This window comes from Anaerobutyricum hallii (genome assembly GCF_900209925.1).
In the GTDB taxonomy this organism is placed as follows: Bacteria; Bacillota; Clostridia; order Lachnospirales; family Lachnospiraceae; genus Anaerobutyricum; species Anaerobutyricum soehngenii.
The window spans coordinates 2,234,831-2,251,532 of the sequence record NZ_LT907978.1 but is presented as its reverse complement, the minus strand read 5'-3'; the positions used below and the strand labels follow the sequence as shown (position 1 = coordinate 2,251,532).

Below are 16,702 nucleotides of genomic sequence, written 5' to 3'. Positions count from 1 at the left end.
AACATGTTAAAACAGAAATACCAATTTAAAAATTATAATTGGGTGTTGATAAGCGCAGTTCTTATTTTAAGCGGGATGGGAGTGATGTTTATCAATAGTGCGGACAGCAGCTATACGAGTAAACAGTTGATTGGACTAATATTTTGTGCAGGAATCATGTTATTGTTGTCTGTTGTGAATTTTAATTTTGTATGTGGCTTCAGCAGGATTTTGTACCTGATTAATATTGTGCTCCTTGTTCTCGTAAAACTTGTTGGTGTTAAAGTAAATGGTGCCCAGAGATGGATTAATCTTGGCTTTACAAGACTTCAGCCGTCAGAATTGACCAAAATTATTATGATAATATTTGTGGCGGTGTACATACAGGAACATGAAGAAGATTTCATGGAATGGAAAGTACTTTTTAAACTTGCTCTATTGTGTGCGCTGCCTCTTTTCCTGGTAGTGATAGAACCGAACCTTTCAACTACGTTAGATATTACATTCATATTGATGTCTGTAATTTTTGTAGGAGGTCTTTCCGGTACACTGATTAAAAAATGTCTCAAAATAATCATACCGATCATCATACCGCTGGGCTTCCTTTTTATCTGGTACATACAGACACCGAATCAGGTATTACTTCATGATTATCAGGTTACCAGAATTATGACATTTTTAGAGCCTTCAAAATATTCGTCTACGACCGCATATCAGCAGGATAATTCTGTTATGGCAATCGGCTCAGGCAAACTATATGGAAAGGGACTGAATAATAATACGATCGCAGATGTTACAGTATCTGATACGGGATTTGTGTCAGAACAGCAGACCGACTTTATCTTTTCTGTAGTCGGAGAAGAAACAGGGTTTATCGGAAGTGTTATTGTTATTGCATTATTGGCTATAATAATGATAGAATGTTTTAAGACGGCATATGTCGCGAAGAATATGAGTGGACGGCTCATTGCAGTAGGAATGGCTGCACTGATTGGTTTCCAGTCATTTATTAATATCGGAGTGGCAACAGAATTACTTCCGAATACAGGATTGCCGTTGCCATTTGTAAGTTATGGATTAACATCATTGTTAAGTTATATGGCAGGTATAGGGATTGTGCTAAATATAGGATTACAAAGACACTACTAGGAGGGGAAAACATATGAATATTGGATTAATCGCACATGATGGAAAGAAGAAATTAATGCAGAATTTTTGTATTGCTTATCGAGGAATTCTTAATAAGCATGAACTGTTTGCAACCGCAACAACAGGAAGACTTATTGAGGAAGTAACGAACCTCACGATACACAAATATCTGGCAGGACCACTTGGTGGAGAACAGCAGATGGCTTCTCAGATTGAACATAATCTCATCGATATGGTTATTTTCCTGAGAGACCCACAGAATCAGCAGCTTCATGAGCCGGATATATTTAATGTAATGCATTTATGTGATGTACACAATATTCCACTTGCAACGAATCTTGCAACAGCAGAGTTATTAGTTAAGGCTCTTGAAAGAGGAGACCTTGAGTGGAGAGAAATGTACAGATAGTACAGACAAAGAGAAAGAGTGACTATGAAAAAGAGAATAATATGCACAATCAGTATTTTTGTGTTAGTAGCAGCGTTGTGTAGTGGATGCAGTGGGAATCCTTTTAAGATCACAGATTCTTTTGCATCTTACTATGCAGAGAATAAAGAAGAGGCAGGTTCAGATTTAGAGGGGATGGCAGCAGAACTTGCAGTAGTGTCTGATTCAGAAGCGACAGACCCGAATTATCAGAGCAATGATTATGCGGATTTATTGATTAATGACAGTGCGAACGAGATTGTACAATCATATCATTGTTTTGATAAGTTATATCCGGCCAGTATTACAAAGGTAATGACTGCATTGCTGACATTAGAGCATGGAAATATGGATGACGAGATTACGTTAAAGCATGACATTAATTTAACAGAAGACGGAGCAGTGATCAGTACCCTTACAAAGGGAGATACCGTCACTGTAAGCCAGGTTTTCCATACGATGCTGATCAAATCTGCAAATGACTGTGCAGTAATACTTGCTGAGTATGTAGCAGGTTCTGAAGCCAAGTTTATAGATATGATGAATGAGCGGGCCAAAGAATTAGGAGCGACACATACACATTTTGTCAATCCAAACGGACTTCACAATAACGATCATTATACGACTGCGTACGATCTTTATCTAATCTTTAAAGAGGCAGTGAAGCATGAAGAATTTGTTGATACAGTATCTTCAAAGGACTATACAATGACATATACTACAGCAAAGAAAACACAGATTAATGAGTATATGCAGAGTACAAACTACTATCTTCTGAATGAATTCCCTGTACCGGAAGGTGTAGTGATGTATGGTGGCAAGACGGGAACGACCTCTATGGCGAAGTCCTGTCTGATATTGATGACAAAGAATAAAAAAGGAGAGCGTTTTTTCTCCGTTGTACTTGGAGCAGAAACAAAGGAGGCTTTGTATTCGTCAATGACCAGACTATTAGAAAAAACAACAAATTAAAGGTTGTGCTTTTATATGATATAAATTATAATATAACATATAAGGGAGTTGGCACGAGTCTTTCTCATTACAAAAGAAAGGACTACAGTCCAATAATATATCTAAAGGAGGATATTCACATGATTGATATTATTGCAGGTGCGAAAGGAAAAGGAAAAACTAAGATCTTAATTCAGCAGGTAAATGATGACATTAAGCTGACAAAAGGCACAATCGTTTACCTTGATAAGAACAATAAGCATATGTATGAATTAAGCAATCAGATTCGTCTTATTGTAGTTCCTGAATTTAATGTAACAGATACAGATATGTTCCTTGGCTTTATTGCAGGAATTATTTCTCAGGACCATGACTTAGATAAGATTTATCTTGATAGTTTCCTTACTACAGCATGTATTGATGATAATCTTGATTACGCAGTTGAAAAACTTGGTGCTTTATCTGACAAGTTTGGGGTTGATTTTGTAATCAGCGCTTCCGTAGATAAAGAAAATATGCCGGAATCTGTACAGAAATACGTTTCTCACGCATTATAATTCGTTATTATCTGATGCAGAACCGTCCGATAATATTACATACATGGCGGATATCTGGAATTTGAATAAGATACGAAAAGGTTAAGGCGCCTCATATTATTATGAGGCTGCCTTTTTATGGTTTAAGCTAAAATGGAAAAACAATATTATTATGCATATTCACAATATTTAAAAGATAAATACGGAGAGAAAGTATATAAGCTTCCTGTGAATCTTCCCGTAACCTGCCCAAATAAAAAAGATGGAAAGGGCTGTCTTTTCTGCGCGGAAGCAGGGACAGGATTTGAAGCAAGTGACAGTTCAGTTTCTGTTTTTGAACAGTTAGCAGCATCAAGGACAAAAGTAGAAAAACGTTATCATGCACATAAGTTTATTGCTTACTTTCAGAATTATACCAATACATTTCTTCCTTTAGACAGATTACTTGGCTATATGGAAGAAGCATCAAAAGTAGAGGATATTGTTGAGATTTCAATTTCGACAAGACCGGATTGCATCAGACAGGATTACCTGGAAGCATTTTATGAATTCAGTAGCCGGACAGGAATAGAAGTATCTATAGAACTTGGATTACAGACAGTGAATTATCATACATTAATGGAGATGAACCGAGGTCATGGACTCGCAGAATTTATTGATGCGGTTTTAAGAATTGCGCCGTATCATTTTCCTGTTTGCGTACATATGATTCTGAACCTTCCGGGGGATACGATGGATGATGCGGAGGAATCTGCAAGAATCCTGTCTACATTGCCGATTTCCATGGTGAAGCTGCATTCTTTATACATTCCTAAGCAGTGCGAATTATATGATAAGTATATTCGTGGAGAAATCGAAATTTGCCCCAAAGAAGAATATTTAAACAGATTAACAGAGTTTATTGCATTATTAAGACCGGACATTACAGTGGAAAGATTGTTTAGCCGTATCCCTGAAAAAGATTCCGCTTTTTCAAATTGGGGAAACAGCTGGTGGAAATTAACAGATGAATGGAAGGCGCTCATGGAAGAGAAAGGGTATGTTCAGGGAACAAAGTACAATTATCTCAACGGGGCAGCTTTAAATAGATGGGAGATATAATATGGCAAAACAAAAAAAGAAAAGTGTACATTTGCATATGAATCTCGGAACTTTGATATTTCTCATTATTGTGATCTATCTGATGGCATACATATTGAGTTATCTTGGAAAAAGCAAACTGGCAATCTATGAGGTGAGCGCAAGTGATATCGTAGACAGTATCGATGGAACGGGAGTGATTCTTCGAAAAGAAACTCTGGTGCATACAGAACAAAGTGGATATATTAATTATTATGTTCAGGAAGGTTCAATGATTCGTCAAAATGGTACAGTCTATACGGTAGATACTACAGGAAAAGTACGAAAGTATTTGAAACAGATGCTTGAGAAAAAGAATTCCGTCAGTCAGGATGAAAAAGAACAGGTAGTAGAGAAATTAAAAGTATTCAGTGAAGGTTATACAGATAATAATTTTTCTCTTCTGTATGAAACACAGAATGATATCAGTAGTACGCTTTTAGCATATACAGATACAATGCTTGCTCAGAATAAAGAAGAGCTTGCACAGAAATACGGACAGAGTGCATATATTACAGCCGCATCGCCTAAAGAAGGCTTGGTTTCTTTTTTATCTGATGGAATGGAAAAGCTAGAACAGGAAAAAGTTTCAAAAAATATTTTTGTCAATAAAGTGAAGATGAAGGATCTTCGCACAGATAAAAAACAAAAAGCGGGAAAACCGGTATATCGTCTTGTAGAGGGACAGGACTGGCAGCTAATGATTCCTGTTAATAAGAATGATTATGATCGTTTAAAGAAGAGGGAAGAAGACAGACAGACGATTCAGGTGACATTCCATAAAGATAATTTTGTGGCAGCAGCACAATATCATTGTTTAAAACAGAATGACAGTTATTATGTTATTCTGAGTTTTGATAATTATATACAAAGATATTTGAATCAGAGATATCTTTATGTGTCACTTACTTTATCAGAAACCAAGGGATTAAAAATTCCGTCAAGTTCTCTTGTAAAAAAGGAAGTATATAAAATTCCAAAAAGTTTTCTTGTAAATGGCGGCAACTCTTCGAAAAAAGAGCAGGTCAACATAATGAAGACAAACAAAAAGGGAGAAAAGGTTTTGACACAGGCAGCTGTGAATGTTTATAAATCGGATGAAGATTATGTCTATGTTTATTCTGCGAATCTGACAAAAGGTACAGTTCTATCGGAAACCAATAAAGAAAAGATCTATACATTAAAGAATAAGAGTCAGATACAGGGCGTTTATATTGTAAACAGAGGTTATACTGTTTTTAAACAGATCGAGATGGTAGAGAGAAATGAAGACTATTGTATTGTATCTGCAAAAAACAGCGGAATAGAACTTTATGACCGAATTATTTTAAATAGTGATACAGTAAAGGAAGACCAGGTGATTTATTAATGCTTAAAGATAATTTAAAAAAAGTACAGACAAATATTAAAAGCGCATGTGAAAGAGCAGGAAGAAAACCGGAAGAAGTTACGTTAGTGGCAGTAAGTAAGATGAAACCTCTTTCTGATATTGAAGAGCTTCTTGAGACGGGACAGATGGAATATGGTGAAAACTATGTGCAGGAGCTGTGTGAGAAGTATGAGAATATTTCCAAACCAGTACACTGGCATATGATTGGACATCTTCAGACGAATAAAGTAAAGTATATTATTGATAAAGTAGAATTAATTCACTCCGTAGATTCCTTCCATCTGGCAAAGCAGATTGAAAAAGAAGCGGTAAAGAAGAATGTAGAAGCGCAGATTCTTGTACAGGTAAACATCGCACAGGAAGATACCAAGTTTGGAATCGATGGACCGGAAGTGATCGCACTGGTAGAAGAAATCAGTAAGTTGCCGCATGTTCATGTAAGGGGATTGATGACAAGCGCTCCTTTTGTGGACGATCCAGAAGAAAATCGCTGTTATTTTAAAAAATTACATCAATTATTTATTGACATTAGAGAGAAAAACATTGATAATGTATCTATGGACATTTTATCTATGGGGATGACCAACGATTACGAAGTGGCCATAGAAGAAGGTTCGACGATGGTACGTGTCGGTACCGGAATCTTTGGGGCGCGGAATTACAATAAATAACAGGAGGTACATGGGGTGAAGTTTGCGGAAAAGTTTTTAAACATGATGAAGTTAAGCGATGCAGATGACGAAACCGAACCATTTGATGAAGAATACAACGAAGTGACAGAAGAAGGATATGACAGTGATGAGGAAGAGGAAGATGAGGAAGAAGATGATGAGCCTCATAAACCAATTCTTTCTCTGAGACGGAAGAAGAAGGAAGTATCCGATTCAGAAGAGTTCGATGGTAATCAGGGAAGAGTAATTCAGTTTCATGGAAAAGAAGAAGGTGAAAGTGTGAAAGTAATCAGAGCGCAGACATTTAATGAAGCACAGATCGTAGCAGAATTCTTAAAGGAAGGGAAGACGATCGTGGTGAATCTTGAGGGAATCGAGATTGGAAAGGCACAGCGTATCATTGATTTTATCGGAGGTGCATGCTTTGCAGTAGATGGTTCCTTAAAGGCAATTTCTAATAACATTTTTATCGTAGCTCCAGGAAATATTGAAGTAACAGGAGATCTCAGGGAAGAGCTTGTCAGTGAAGATATGCTGTCACCGGAGCTTTCAAACTTTTAGTACACCCGGATATACATACCGGATATACATAGAAGAATAACAGAGAGAATAGTTGGACGAGAAACAAAAGGCAGAGTGGATTTATGGATGGAGTGGAGGCCGTCCATAGATCCTCTCTGCTTCGTTTATTTCAGGAGGACAGACAATGTTAGAAAAAAGACTCGAAGTAAGTGCAGAAGGAAAAAAAGTATATGATATTGTAATTGAAAATAGTTTTTCAAACCTGGTAAAAGAACTTTCTGCTCTTGATATTCAGGAACGGAAGTTATGTATTGTTACAGAACGAAGGGTGGCTTCCTATTATCTGGAAGAAGTTAAAAGTATTTTAGAAGGCAGATGTGCAAAGGTAGAAGTATATATTTTTCAGGAAGGGGAGGCAAGTAAAAATTTATCCACAGTAGATAATCTGTATCACTTTCTGATTACACATGAATTTGACAGAAAAGATATGCTCCTTGCACTTGGCGGCGGAGTTACCGGAGATCTGACAGGATTTGCTGCTGCTACTTATCTGCGGGGAATCGACTTCGTACAGATTCCTACAAGTCTGCTCGCACAGGTGGACAGCAGTATCGGAGGAAAAACAGGAGTAGATTATCATGCATATAAAAATATGGTAGGTGCTTTTTATATGCCAAAACTGGTATACATTAATGTAAATACGATAAAGACACTTTCTGAGCGACAGTATCACAGTGGACTTGGAGAGGTCATCAAACATGGACTTATTCGTGATAGAGCATATTTTGAATGGATAAAAGCGAATAAAGAAGCCATTGCAGAAAGAAAAGACGAAGCACTCGCACATATGGTAGAGGAAAGCTGCCTTATTAAAAGAGCGGTGGTTGAGGAAGACCCAAAGGAACATGGTGTCCGCGCCCTGCTTAATTTCGGGCATACGTTAGGACATTCTATAGAAAAGTTAATGAATTTCTCACTGACACATGGAGAATGTGTGGCAATTGGTTCATTGTTAGCAGCGGATATATCAAGTAAAAGAGGATATATTAGTGAACAGGAAAACAAAGAAATCAAAAACATTTATGCATATTTTGATTTTCCAGCATTGCCGAAAGAACTTAAGGCAAAAGAAGTTGTGAAAGAAACAAAACACGATAAAAAAATGGAACATGGAAAGATTAAGTTCATTTTATTAGACCAGATTGGAAAGGCAGCAATTTATCAGGATGTCACTCCAGAAGAAATGCTTGCCGTTATAGAACAGGGAGAAGTATAATGGGGAAAAAATTAAAAGCAGCAGTTATTTTTATTATACTTCTGTTAGCAGACCAGCTTACAAAATTATGGGCAGTAAAGGTATTAAAGCCAATAGGAAGTATTCCTGTTATCCGGAATGTACTTGAGATTTATTATGTGGAAAACCGGGGAGCAGCATTTGGAATCATGCAGAATAAACAATGGTTCTTTTTGATCATTACTCTGGCGGTACTGGCGGGTCTTATATGGATTTCGGGAAAGATACCGGAGGAAAGACATTTTACTCCGTTAAAGATATGCCTGTATTTCGTGGGAGCAGGAGCTGTAGGAAATATGATAGACCGTATTTTCAGGAAGTACGTTGTGGATTTTGTTTATTTCAGCCTCATTAACTTTCCAGTATTTAATGTGGCAGATATTTATGTGACAGTGGCGGCGGTTATGCTTGTTATTTTAATTTTATTCTTCTATCAGGAAGAAGATTTTGACAGGATATTTCCTAAAAAAACAAAAGAGGGCAGGCGGGAGTTGTAACGATGACAGAAACGGCAAAGCAAGAGAAAGTAAATCAGGAAAGTAAGCAGGAACAAAGATATTATTATACGGTTATGGAAGAACAGGAAGGGATGCGTTTAGATCAATTTCTCGCAGCAGAGTTAAAAGAACATTCCCGTTCTTATATTCAAAAGCTGATCAAAGAAGGGCAGGTTCAGGTAGGAGAGAAAAAACAAAAACCAGGATACCGTCTTCGTGTGGACGATGCCGTTGTGATCTGTGTCCCTCCATTAAAGGAATTAGAAGTTCTTCCGGAACAAATGGATCTGGACATTCTTTATGAGGACGAAGATGTTATTTTAATTAATAAACAAAAAGATATGGTTGTTCATCCTTGTCCGGGACGTTATAAAGGAACACTTGTAAATGGACTCCTTTATCATTGTAAAGATAATCTTTCGGGAATTAACGGTGTTTTACGACCGGGAATCGTTCATAGAATCGATAAAGATACGACAGGAGTTCTTGTTGTGTGCAAGAATGACATGGCGCACAAAAGCCTGGCAGAACAGTTAAAAGAACATTCAATCACAAGAAAATACGAAGCAATCGTATATAATAACTTTACGCAGGAAGAAGGAACTGTTGACGCACCGATCGGAAGAAGCCCGGTTGACAGAAAGAAGATGGCTGTCGAACCTAAAAACGGAAAGCGGGCAGTAACACATTACAAAGTACTCAGTCATTTAAATCATCAGGTGAATCATATTGAGTGCCAGTTAGAAACAGGCAGAACGCATCAGATTCGTGTGCATATGGCAAGCATACGCCATCCTTTATTAGGAGATACGATTTATGGTCCAAAGAATGATATGGGACTTACCGGACAGTGCCTTCATGCCAGAGTGCTTGGATTTGTTCATCCAAGGACAGGAGAGTATGTAGAATTTGAGGCGCCGCTTCCTGAATACTTCCAGAAACTTCTTGAAAAATATTCTTAAAAAAACTTTACAAAAAAAGAATAGTATGCTAATCTATGAAAGATGCTTTTAGCTAGAACCTTTGCCAGGGTATGGAGTCTCCGACCTTATCTTCGTAAAGGTGATTATAATAATAGGAGGAATTGTAACATGATTACAAAGGAAATGAAACAGGAAATTATGACAAAATATGCAAGAACAGAAGGAGATACAGGTTCACCTGAAGTACAGGTAGCACTTCTTACAGCAAGAATTAATGATCTTCAGAATCATTTTAAGGCAAACCCTAAGGATCATCATTCAAGACGTGGTCTTTTAAAGATGGTTGGTCAGAGAAGAAACCTTCTTGCATACTTAAAAGGTAAAGATATTGAACGTTACAGAACCTTAATCGAACAGTTAGGTTTAAGAAAATAATAATTTTTGAGGAAAGGATGCTGCGGCATCCTTTCTTTCGTTCAAGTATTCCCAAAGCTTTTGCACTTGATTTCAAAAGTGCATCATTTAAGAGAAATGAGGTTTTCTATGCGTAAAATTATCATTCGTGGTGCAATTGTCGTTGTGATTTTATTAGCCGGAACAGGTATTTTTCAGTGGCATAATTATCAGCAGAAGATCGAATACCGAAAAGAGGCATTGCTTTATTTTAAGGAAGAAGATTATTCTAAAACAATCTCATACCTGGAAGAAGCGTTAAAGCGGAAGTCTGTGTTTGCCAGAGAGATTGATCTGGATATGACCTGTTATCTGGCAGAGAGTCATTATCAGCTAAAAGAATATGATAAAGCGGAAAAAATATACAATAAACTTATTAATAATGACAGTAAAAATGCACAATATTATATGTTGAAGGGCGAGTGTGTCGCAAAGTCCGGTGATGCACAAGGAGCCGTAAAAGTGTATGAACAAGGCTGGAATCATACACAGGATACTGATTTTCTGGAAAAAATCTGTGAAATATATGTAGAAAAACAGAATTATGATAAAGCACTGAAGTATGTTCAGAAGGGGATTGAACAGGGCGGTGAAACGAAGGCAGATTTTATGTATGGAAAGATTGTCATCTATGAAAAAGCAGAGGCGTATGATAAGGCATACGAGGCAGCGAAAAAATATGTAGAGCTTTATCCAGATGATGAAGCTGGGAAGAAAGAGTATACGTTTTTATCGACAAGGATTTAAATTACATTTCTGAAAAAAAGTTACAGATGATTTTACCGGAGTCGGGACGCTGTTATATTGACAGTGTATATAAAAAATGGTAAAATAATGAATACTAAAGGAATAAGGGGAGGTATGATCGCAGGGTATAATACTAACCGAATGCATCAGCCAGCAGCACAATATCCTGTTTTCTTTAGCTATTATTTATTTTTATATTACCCTATTTAAGAAAAGGAGAAATAACTATGGTATCACAGAAAGTTACAATCAACAACCCACAGGGACTTCACATGAGACCGGCAGGAGTATTCGCTAAAGGAATGGCTAAGTTTGATAGCGATGTTACAATCAATTTCAACGGAAAAGCAACGAATGGTAAGAGCCTTCTTAACATTATCGGTGCTTGTATTAAGTGTGGTTCTGAAGTAGAGATCCAGTGTGACGGACCTGATGAAGAAGACGCATTAAAGACTGCTATCGAGATGATCGAATCCGGTTTAGGAGAATAATTGTAATTCAAAATTTGAGGTGAAGATAATGTATACTGGTATTGGTGCATCAGCAGGAATCGGTATCGGTTCCGCTGTTATTGTAAAAGAACCTTCCCTTGCATACGATAATAAAGCAGTCAGTGATGTTGATGCTGAAAAGCAAAGATTAACAGATGCCCTTGACAAATGTATCGCAAAGACACAGGCAATGGCAGATGACATGAAAGAAAGAGTAGGGGAGAAAGAAGCAGAGATTCTGGAAGGACATGTCCTTCTTCTTATGGATCCGGAGATGACCGGCCAGATGGAATCAAGCATCGCAGATGACAAGATGTGCGCAGAAGCTGCCGTAGAGAAGATTTGTGATTATTATATGCAGATGTTCGCAGGTATTGACGATGAGATGTTTCAGCAACGCGCAACAGATGTATGTGATATAAAGACAAGATTATTGAAGATACTTCTTGATGTCGAAGATGTCGATTTAGCAAGTGTGCCGGAAGGAACTGTTTTAGTGGCAGAAGATTTAACTCCTTCTATGACAGCAGGAATTAATCCAAAGAACGTAACAGGTATTCTTACAGAAGTTGGAGGCAAGACTTCTCATTCAGCAATTCTTGCACGTGCGCTTGAAATTCCGGCGGTACTCAGTATACCGGGAATCACAGAAGAGATTTCTAATGGCGATAATGTAGTATTAGACGGCTCAGAAGGACAGGTATATGTTAATCCTGATGAAGCACTTCAGGCAGAATATGAGCAGAAACGAGCTGCATATCTTGAAGAGAAGGCAGCGCTTGCTCAGTTTATTGGCAAAGAGACCGTAACAGCAGATGGTGTTAAAGTTGAACTTTGCGCTAATATCGGTAAACCGGAAGATGCATTGAAAGTAGTAGAATGTGACGGTGAAGGAATCGGTTTATTCCGTACAGAATTCCTTTTCATGGATCGTCCACAGATTCCTACAGAAGAAGAGCAGTTTGCTGCTTACAGAAAAGTAGCTGAGACTTTAGAAGGTAAGCCGGTTATTATTCGTACATTGGATGTTGGAGGAGACAAAGAGATTCCATATCTTGCTCTTGAAAAAGAAGAGAATCCTTTCCTTGGTTTCCGCGCGATTCGTTTATGCTTAAAGAGAGAAGACTTATATCGTCCTCAGTTAAAAGCATTGCTTCGTGCCAGCGCATATGGCGATATTCGTATTATGATTCCTATGGTTACCTGTTTAGATGAGCTTCGTGCAGTAAAAGATATGGTAGCAGAAATTAAGGAAGAGCTTAAAGCAGAAGGTGTTGCATATAATGAAGATATCAAGGTTGGTATCATGATAGAGACACCTGCAGCAAGTTTAATGGCAGATGTTTTTGCAAAAGAAGCAGACTTTTTCAGTATCGGAACAAACGATCTTACAGGTTACACTATGGCAGTAGACAGAGGTAATGCAGAAGTTGCATATCTTTACTCTGCGTATAACCCGGCAGTACTTCGTTCTATTGAGCGTGTGATCAAGGCCGGAAGAGCGGAGGGAATCATGGTTGGTATGTGTGGTGAAGCAGCTGCAGATCCATTACTTGCTCCATTATTAATTTCCTTTGGTTTAAGTGAATTTAGTGTAAGTGCTACTTCTATTTTAGCAACAAGAAAGGGAATCTCCCTTTGGACAAAAGAAGAAGCAGATGCCATTGCAGCAAAGGCTATGTCTATGACAACAGAAGCAGAAGTTGAGGCATATCTTAAAACTGTTGCAAAACATTAATAGCAAAGAATAGCAGAAAGAGTATCCTCGAATGGAGATTTAACTGCGTGAATGATAAAAGGGTGTTGAGAGACACCCTTTTATTTTGCAAGGATTTCAATGATTAGAGAATATATGTCAGGGGAAAGGAGGAAGAAACGTGCCAGGTACATTTAATAGAGAGCAGGAAGAGGCTATTACACATAAAGGTGGTCCGCTGATGGTTCTGGCAGGACCCGGATCGGGAAAGACACTGGTAATTACTTATCGTGTAAAGTGGCTTATAGAAAATGCAGGAGTTTATCCGTCTAATATTTTAGTAATTACATTTACCAGAGCAGCGGCAGAGGAAATGAAAAAACGATTTTTTATGTTTGACGGAATGGAAAATGCTCCGGTAACCTTTGGTACTTTTCATTCTATTTTCTTTATGATTCTTCGTTATGCATACCGTTATACTGCTGCAAATATTATCAGAGAAGATGTAAAGCGGCGATACATAAAAGAGATGACAGAGAATATGGAACTTGAGATAGAAGATGAGAATGAATTTCTTTCCGGAATTATCAATGAGATCAGTTATGTAAAAGGAGAGATGATGTCCCTTTCCTACTATCACAGTAATAACTGTTCAGACGAATTGTTTGCTCAGATTTATGAAGGGTATGAGAAAAGACTGCGGGAAGAGAATCTCATAGATTTTGATGATATGCTGGTTTTTTGTTATGAATTGTTAAGAGAGAGAGAAGATATTCGGACTTTATGGCAGAATAAGTTTCAGCATATTTTAATTGATGAGTTTCAAGATATTAATAAAGTGCAGTATGAGATCGTACGAATGCTGGCAGGTAAGGGAGATCATCTGTTTATCGTTGGTGACGATGACCAGTCTATTTATCGCTTCCGGGGAGCAAGACCGGAAATTATGCTTGGATTTGAGAAGGATTATCCAGAGGCAAAAAAGGTGATTTTAAATACGAACTATCGGTGCAGTGAAGAAATTGTAGAGAGTGCGGAACATCTGATCAGTCATAATACAAAGCGTTTTCCAAAGAATATGCAGGCGGCTCGAGGGAGTAAAGTGCCTATTACATTTCGAAATCTAAAAGATGCGGGAGAAGAGTGTACAGATATTTTAAAAGGAATACGTTTTTATTATAAAAAAGGAATTCCACTAGAAGATATGGCGGTTATTTTCCGCACCAATACGCAGCCGAGATTACTTGTTGGACGATTAATGGAATATAATATTCCATTTCAGATGCGGGATGTGATTCCAAATATATTTGATCACTGGATAGCAAGGAATATATTAACGTATATAAAGCTTGCTATGGGAAACAGAGACCGAAAGCTGTTTTTACAGATAATGAATCGGCCCAAACGATACATATCAAGAAGTATGATTACAGAACCGCAGGTAGATTTAAAAAAACTAAAGCAGCAGACCTTTGGGAAGAAGTGGCTTTATGAGAAGATTGATAAATTAGAAATGGATCTGTATCTTCTAAGGAAGATGGAGCCATATGCTGCGATTCAATATATACGTAACGGGATTGGTTATGAAGATTATATGAATGAGTATGCACAGTTTCGGAGAATGAACCCGGATGACCTTGAAGAAGTCTTGAATCAGATTCAGGAAAGTGCAAAGGAATATCACAGTTTTGAAGAGTGGTTTACTTACATAGAATCTTATGGAGAGGAACTCAGGAAACAGATGGAAGCCGGAAGGCAGCAAAAAAGCGGTGTGACACTTACAACGATGCATAGTTCAAAAGGATTAGAATATGAAGTTGTATTTGTCATGGATATAAATGAAGGAGTAACGCCACATAAAAAAGCAGTAAAAGAGGCAGATCTCGAAGAAGAGAGACGGCTGTTTTATGTAGCAGTTACAAGGGCAAAAACATATTTGTTTCTCTATTCGGTAAAGGAACTTTATCAAAAAGATGCACAGATTTCTCGTTATATAGGAGAACTTCGTTATGACAAGAAAGAATTTCAAAAAGGAAAAAGAGTGATCCATAAAAATATTGGTAAGGGAACGGTACTTGAATTAAAAGAAGATAAAATTAAAATAAAGTTTGATAACAGTAAAAAACCGCGGCTGTTTTCCATAAAGTATCTGATGGAACAGGGACTTTTAGAACTTGAAAAATAATTTTCCTGTAAAAAGTACGGAAAGACTTTTTTCTTTTTAGTATGCAATAAAGAGGACAAATACAGGAATCTGTGATAGAATGAAGCGATAAAATATTACAGGAGGTAATTATAGAAAATGTTAATTGAAATGTTAAAAGTAATTCTGCTTGGAATTGTGGAAGGAATTACGGAATGGCTTCCGATCAGTTCTACCGGGCATATGATACTTGTAGATGAATTCATTAAACTTAATGTATCGAAAGCATTTATGGAAATGTTTCTTGTAGTAATCCAGCTTGGAGCAATTCTTGCGGTCTGTGTGATTTATTTTCATAAACTCAATCCATTTAGTCCCAAAAAGTCAGCCAGAGAGAAAAGGGAAACTTTTGATATATGGGGCAAGGTAATTGTAGGATGTCTTCCGGCAGCGGTAATCGGTCTTGCATTTAATGATAAGATCGATGCACTTTTTTATAATGCGCAGACAGTAGCTTTTACATTGATTCTTTACGGTATTTTATTTATTGTTGTTGAAAATCATAATAAGAATAAAGAAGCACAAGTAAAAGAGTTATCCGATTTAACCTATAAGATTGCATTGATCATCGGATGTTTTCAGGTACTTGCTCTTATTCCGGGAACTTCCCGTTCCGGAGCAACAATCATCGGAGCAATGCTTCTTGGAACCTCTCGTTTTGTAGCAGCAGAGTATTCTTTCTTCCTGTCCATACCGGTTATGTTCGGGGCAAGTTTCTTAAAACTTGTAAAATATGGTTTCCATTATACAGGGAATGAAGTTGCTATTCTTGTAGTAGGTATGGTTGTAGCATTTATCGTTTCTATTATAGCAATCAAGTTCCTGTTAGGTTATATTAAGAAAAATGACTTTAAAGCCTTTGGTGTCTATCGTATTATTTTAGGTATCATTGTTGCTGTGTACTTTTTCATAAAGTAATAGGATAATCAGACGGAATAACGATAATAATTCTATTTAAAAATCGGAGAGTATAGATTATAATGAAAAGAAGAACACCTATTACACAGTATTGTCATGAGAGAATCCGCCAGCTTATAAAGAATCCCTCCTTGTGTATTGATGCGACAGCAGGAACAGGAAAGGATACGGTTTTTCTGGCGTCTCTTGCAGGTGCCAATGGCAGGGTTATTGCCATGGATATCCAGGAGACGGCGGTGGAACAGACAAGAAACCGCCTTATCAAAGAACATCTTTCGGACAGGGCAGAAGTTGTTTTAGATACGCATGCACATATGGATGCATATGCCGATGAGGGAAGTGTTTCTTTGATTATGTTTAATCTTGGCTATCTTCCAGGTGGAGATCATCATCTTGCGACAAAGGCAGAGACAACAATAGAAGCGCTGAAAAAGGGACTTACCTTACTTTGTGAGGGTGGTATGATATCTTTGCTGATCTACAGCGGGGGAGACAGTGGTTTTGACGAAAAGGAACAGGTGCTGCAGTGGCTTAAAGAATTGCCAGATGATCAATATACCGTACTTGTAGAAGCATTTTATAATAAGCCAAATCATCCGCCGTTACCAGTGTATATTATAAAGAATGAGACAGTTTAGATCAGATGCCGGCTGCAATGAAAAGCAGCAGTATGTGGATCGTTTGATTTATGTACTCTTGGAATCTTCTCATAAAAGCAAGTGCAAGAAAGACTCCG

General features: G+C 37.6%; 18 protein-coding genes. All 18 read left to right on the top strand.

Going from position 1 to position 16,702, the window contains the following annotated elements; translation table 11 throughout:
* The first annotated feature begins 3 nt into the window (after nt 1-3).
* The 18 genes from EHLA_RS10275 (at nt 4) to EHLA_RS10190 (ending at nt 16,604) form a co-directional block, all read left to right on the top strand.
* On the top strand, nt 4-1,128 hold the full coding sequence (locus EHLA_RS10275; RefSeq protein ID WP_096240749.1) for an FtsW/RodA/SpoVE family cell cycle protein: 1,125 nt from the start codon (nt 4-6) through the stop codon (nt 1,126-1,128).
* A 13-nt stretch (nt 1,129-1,141) separates the two neighbouring features.
* A complete protein-coding gene (gene mgsA / locus EHLA_RS10270) occupies nt 1,142-1,537 on the top strand; it encodes a methylglyoxal synthase (protein WP_021907127.1) in 396 nt (131 codons plus the stop codon).
* A 24-nt stretch (nt 1,538-1,561) separates the two neighbouring features.
* Nucleotides 1,562-2,527: a D-alanyl-D-alanine carboxypeptidase family protein gene (locus EHLA_RS10265; RefSeq protein WP_096240748.1), complete on the top strand. Its 966-nt coding sequence runs from the start codon at nt 1,562-1,564 to the stop codon at nt 2,525-2,527.
* Nucleotides 2,528-2,646: 119 nt separating this feature from the next.
* Nucleotides 2,647-3,063 carry a hypothetical protein gene (locus EHLA_RS10260; RefSeq protein ID WP_021907125.1) on the top strand — a complete coding sequence of 139 codons (417 nt, stop codon included), beginning with the start codon at nt 2,647-2,649 and terminating at the stop codon, nt 3,061-3,063.
* 132 nt (nt 3,064-3,195) lie between these two features.
* Complete coding sequence (locus tag EHLA_RS10255; protein WP_096240747.1) at nt 3,196-4,143, top strand: TIGR01212 family radical SAM protein; 948 nt, start codon at nt 3,196-3,198, stop codon at nt 4,141-4,143.
* Nucleotide 4,144: 1 nt separating this feature from the next.
* Nucleotides 4,145-5,530: an HlyD family efflux transporter periplasmic adaptor subunit gene (locus tag EHLA_RS10250; protein WP_096240746.1), complete on the top strand. Its 1,386-nt coding sequence runs from the start codon at nt 4,145-4,147 to the stop codon at nt 5,528-5,530.
* Nucleotides 5,530-6,222, top strand: a complete 693-nt coding sequence (locus EHLA_RS10245) for a YggS family pyridoxal phosphate-dependent enzyme (RefSeq protein WP_096240745.1) — start codon at nt 5,530-5,532, stop codon at nt 6,220-6,222. The genes EHLA_RS10250 and EHLA_RS10245 overlap by 1 nt, the downstream gene beginning before the upstream one ends.
* A 15-nt stretch (nt 6,223-6,237) precedes the next feature.
* Nucleotides 6,238-6,783, top strand: a complete 546-nt coding sequence (locus EHLA_RS10240; RefSeq protein ID WP_242970718.1) for a cell division protein SepF — start codon at nt 6,238-6,240, stop codon at nt 6,781-6,783.
* Nucleotides 6,784-6,928: 145 nt separating this feature from the next.
* Nucleotides 6,929-8,020, top strand: a complete 1,092-nt coding sequence (gene aroB, locus EHLA_RS10235) for a 3-dehydroquinate synthase (RefSeq protein WP_096240744.1) — start codon at nt 6,929-6,931, stop codon at nt 8,018-8,020.
* A complete protein-coding gene (lspA, locus tag EHLA_RS10230) occupies nt 8,020-8,535 on the top strand; it encodes a signal peptidase II (protein ID WP_021907119.1) in 516 nt (171 codons plus the stop codon). Before aroB ends, lspA begins: the two co-directional genes overlap by 1 nt.
* 2 nt (nt 8,536-8,537) lie before the next feature.
* Nucleotides 8,538-9,497: an RluA family pseudouridine synthase gene (locus tag EHLA_RS10225; RefSeq protein ID WP_021907118.1), complete on the top strand. Its 960-nt coding sequence runs from the start codon at nt 8,538-8,540 to the stop codon at nt 9,495-9,497.
* Nucleotides 9,498-9,626: 129 nt separating this feature from the next.
* Nucleotides 9,627-9,893, top strand: a complete 267-nt coding sequence (rpsO, locus tag EHLA_RS10220) for a 30S ribosomal protein S15 (RefSeq protein ID WP_021907117.1) — start codon at nt 9,627-9,629, stop codon at nt 9,891-9,893.
* A 108-nt stretch (nt 9,894-10,001) separates the two neighbouring features.
* Nucleotides 10,002-10,658, top strand: a complete 657-nt coding sequence (locus EHLA_RS10215) for a tetratricopeptide repeat protein (protein ID WP_157908581.1) — start codon at nt 10,002-10,004, stop codon at nt 10,656-10,658.
* Nucleotides 10,659-10,885: 227 nt separating this feature from the next.
* The gene (locus EHLA_RS10210; RefSeq protein WP_021907115.1) at nt 10,886-11,149 is read left to right on the top strand and encodes an HPr family phosphocarrier protein; all 264 of its coding nucleotides are present in this window, start codon (nt 10,886-10,888) and stop codon (nt 11,147-11,149) included.
* A gap of 28 nt (nt 11,150-11,177) precedes the next feature.
* Nucleotides 11,178-12,887, top strand: a complete 1,710-nt coding sequence (ptsP, locus tag EHLA_RS10205; RefSeq protein WP_096240742.1) for a phosphoenolpyruvate--protein phosphotransferase — start codon at nt 11,178-11,180, stop codon at nt 12,885-12,887.
* 139 nt (nt 12,888-13,026) lie between these two features.
* Nucleotides 13,027-15,030, top strand: a complete 2,004-nt coding sequence (locus EHLA_RS10200) for an ATP-dependent helicase (protein WP_096240741.1) — start codon at nt 13,027-13,029, stop codon at nt 15,028-15,030.
* Nucleotides 15,031-15,147: 117 nt separating this feature from the next.
* A complete protein-coding gene (locus EHLA_RS10195; RefSeq protein ID WP_096240740.1) occupies nt 15,148-15,966 on the top strand; it encodes an undecaprenyl-diphosphate phosphatase in 819 nt (272 codons plus the stop codon).
* A 62-nt stretch (nt 15,967-16,028) separates the two neighbouring features.
* The gene (locus EHLA_RS10190; protein WP_096240739.1) at nt 16,029-16,604 is read left to right on the top strand and encodes a class I SAM-dependent methyltransferase; all 576 of its coding nucleotides are present in this window, start codon (nt 16,029-16,031) and stop codon (nt 16,602-16,604) included.
* The last annotated feature ends 98 nt before the right edge of the window (nt 16,605-16,702 follow it).

Coding starts and splice junctions, on each gene's coding strand:
- EHLA_RS10265 (WP_096240748.1), top strand. CDS start 1,562: ATGAAAAAGAGAATAATATGCACAATCAGTATTTTTGTGTTAGTAGCA.
- EHLA_RS10275 (WP_096240749.1), top strand. CDS start 4: ATGTTAAAACAGAAATACCAATTTAAAAATTATAATTGGGTGTTGATA.
- EHLA_RS10225 (WP_021907118.1), top strand. CDS start 8,538: ATGACAGAAACGGCAAAGCAAGAGAAAGTAAATCAGGAAAGTAAGCAG.
- EHLA_RS10215 (WP_157908581.1), top strand. CDS start 10,002: ATGCGTAAAATTATCATTCGTGGTGCAATTGTCGTTGTGATTTTATTA.
- EHLA_RS10245 (WP_096240745.1), top strand. CDS start 5,530: ATGCTTAAAGATAATTTAAAAAAAGTACAGACAAATATTAAAAGCGCA.
- ptsP (WP_096240742.1), top strand. CDS start 11,178: ATGTATACTGGTATTGGTGCATCAGCAGGAATCGGTATCGGTTCCGCT.
- EHLA_RS10260 (WP_021907125.1), top strand. CDS start 2,647: ATGATTGATATTATTGCAGGTGCGAAAGGAAAAGGAAAAACTAAGATC.
- mgsA (WP_021907127.1), top strand. CDS start 1,142: ATGAATATTGGATTAATCGCACATGATGGAAAGAAGAAATTAATGCAG.
- rpsO (WP_021907117.1), top strand. CDS start 9,627: ATGATTACAAAGGAAATGAAACAGGAAATTATGACAAAATATGCAAGA.
- aroB (WP_096240744.1), top strand. CDS start 6,929: ATGTTAGAAAAAAGACTCGAAGTAAGTGCAGAAGGAAAAAAAGTATAT.
- EHLA_RS10255 (WP_096240747.1), top strand. CDS start 3,196: ATGGAAAAACAATATTATTATGCATATTCACAATATTTAAAAGATAAA.
- lspA (WP_021907119.1), top strand. CDS start 8,020: ATGGGGAAAAAATTAAAAGCAGCAGTTATTTTTATTATACTTCTGTTA.
- EHLA_RS10190 (WP_096240739.1), top strand. CDS start 16,029: ATGAAAAGAAGAACACCTATTACACAGTATTGTCATGAGAGAATCCGC.
- EHLA_RS10210 (WP_021907115.1), top strand. CDS start 10,886: ATGGTATCACAGAAAGTTACAATCAACAACCCACAGGGACTTCACATG.
- EHLA_RS10250 (WP_096240746.1), top strand. CDS start 4,145: ATGGCAAAACAAAAAAAGAAAAGTGTACATTTGCATATGAATCTCGGA.
- EHLA_RS10195 (WP_096240740.1), top strand. CDS start 15,148: ATGTTAATTGAAATGTTAAAAGTAATTCTGCTTGGAATTGTGGAAGGA.